This is a genomic window from Streptomyces sp. (assembly GCF_031178505.1).
GTDB lineage: Bacteria > Actinomycetota > Actinomycetes > Streptomycetales > Streptomycetaceae > Streptomyces > Streptomyces gulbargensis.
In genome coordinates this window covers 1-1992 of sequence record NZ_JAPSIW010000987.1, presented here as the reverse complement: position 1 = coordinate 1992, position 1992 = coordinate 1, and the positions used below count along the sequence as shown (strand labels likewise).

General features: G+C 77.3%; 2 protein-coding genes. Both read left to right on the top strand.

Annotated features, from left to right (window positions below; all coding sequences use genetic code 11):
* Positions 1 to 64 precede the first annotated feature (64 nt).
* The gene (locus tag RIF68_RS35395; RefSeq protein ID WP_309055690.1) at positions 65 to 1009 is read left to right on the top strand and encodes an NAD(P)/FAD-dependent oxidoreductase; all 945 of its coding nucleotides are present in this window, start codon (positions 65 to 67) and stop codon (positions 1007 to 1009) included.
* Positions 1010 to 1287: 278 nt separating this feature from the next.
* Positions 1288 to 1992, top strand: a 705-nt coding sequence (locus RIF68_RS35390) for a VOC family protein (RefSeq protein WP_309055689.1), incomplete at its 3' end; no start/stop codon positions are given.

Below are 1992 nucleotides of genomic sequence, written 5' to 3'. Positions count from 1 at the left end.
CGCGGTTGGCGACGCGGGGACGGGCTCGCGCGGGGACGCTCAGGGAGGCGAGGCGCACGAGGCCGTGGTCGTCGGCGGTGGCGCCGCCGGGCTCAGCGCGGCGCTCGTCCTCGGCCGCTCGCGCCGGCGGACGCTGGTCGTGGACGCCGGCGAGCCGCGCAACGCCGCCTCGGCCCACATGCAGGGGTACCTGTCGCGGGATGGCATGAGCCCGGCCGACTTCCTCGCCGAGGGGCGGCGCGAGATCGCCGCGTACGGGGTCGAGTGGCGGTCGGGCGAGGTGACGGGCGCGGCCCCGGACGGAGCCGACGGCTTCGTCCTGACCCTCGCGGACGGCGGTACGGTCCGGGCCCGGCGACTGGTGGTGACCACCGGTCTCGTCGACGAACTCCCCGGGATCGACGGACTCGCCGACCGGTGGGGGCGGGACGTGCTGCACTGCCCGTACTGCCACGGCTGGGAGGTCCGCGACCTGCCCCTCGGCGTCGTCGCCCACCCCGCGATGCCCGCCCACCAGGCCCTCGTCGTCTCCCGGCTGTCCGGCGACGTCACCCTCTTCCTGCACGGGGCGGAGCTCTCGGAGCGGGACGCGGCCCTGCTCGACGCGGCGGGGGTACGGGTCGTGTCCGGCGAGGTGGCGGGGCTCGTCGTCACGGACGACCGGCTGACCGGTGTACGCCTCACCGACGGGCGGGTCGTGGAACGGTCCGTGCTCTTCGCCGGCGCCAAGCGCCTCGCCGCCCGGGACGGGGTGTTGCGGCAGCTCGGCGCCGACCTGCGCGAGACCCCCTTCGGGGAGTTCGTGGTGATCGACGAGACCGGCCGGACCAGCGTCCCCGGCGTCTGGGCCGCCGGCAACGTCACCGGTCCGACGGAGCAGGTCGTCAACGCGGCGAGCCTCGGCTACCGGGCGGCGGTGGCGCTCAACGGCGAGCTGCTGATGACGGACCTGGAGGCGACGGCCGCGGCGGGGACGGCGGGCGCGGAAGGGGGCGGGGCGGTTGCGTGACGCCCCCCATGCGCGGCGGGGCGGGCGGTACGCGAGCGGACGGGCCCTCCCGGCCCCGGCCGCCCGGACGGCCGATGACGGACACGCCCCCGGGCCGGCGGACGGAACCGGCGCCGGTGGCCGCGGGCTTCCGCGCGGCCGTGGCACGGCGTGGCGCCCGGACCGTCGGCCGGTCGGATGAACCCCCGTGAGTGCGGCCGCGCCGTCCCGGTGCGGGGGCGGGGATCGGCCATGGTGGCCGGAGCCGGTCGCGGAGGACGGAAGGACGGACGGCGCTCATGCTCGGTACGCAGTTCACGACGGGGTCGCCCTGCTGGATCGCTCTCGGCAGCCCCGACACGGAGGCCGCGGCGGCCTTCTACGGTTCCGTCTTCGGCTGGGAGTTCCGCCCGGCGGGCCCCGGGGCCGGTGGTCACGGGTTCTTCCAGCAGGACGGCCGCGCGGTCGGCGGGCTCGGCCCGCCGGCCGAGGAGGGAGCGGCGAGCGCCTGGACGGTCTCCTTCCACACGGAGGACGCGGACGCCGCCCGGCGGACCGCCCAGGAGGCCGGCGCCACCGTCCGCGTCCCCGCGCCCGACGTGGCGGACGCCGGGCGCATGGTGTACCTCACCGACCCGGGCGGTGCCGACTTCGCCGTCCGGCAGCCGGGGCGGCTCCGGGGCCTGGAGCGGACGTCGTCCCCGAACACCCTGGTGTGGGTGGAGCTGCACGCCGCCGACCCGGAGGGGGTGCTCGGTTTCTACCGGGCCCTGTTCGGCTGGCGGTGGGCGGTGATGGAGGCGCCCGGCATGACCTACCGGGTGGTCTCCACCGCGGCCGGGGACCAGCGGACGGCCTCTTTCGGCGGTGTGGCCGAACTCCAGGAGGATCCGGGGAACCCCCGCTGGATCCCGTACATCGAGGTCGGGAACGCCGATGCGACGGCCCGGGCCGTGGAGGGCGCCGCCGGGCGGATCCTCCTTCCGCCGGCCGACATCCCGGAC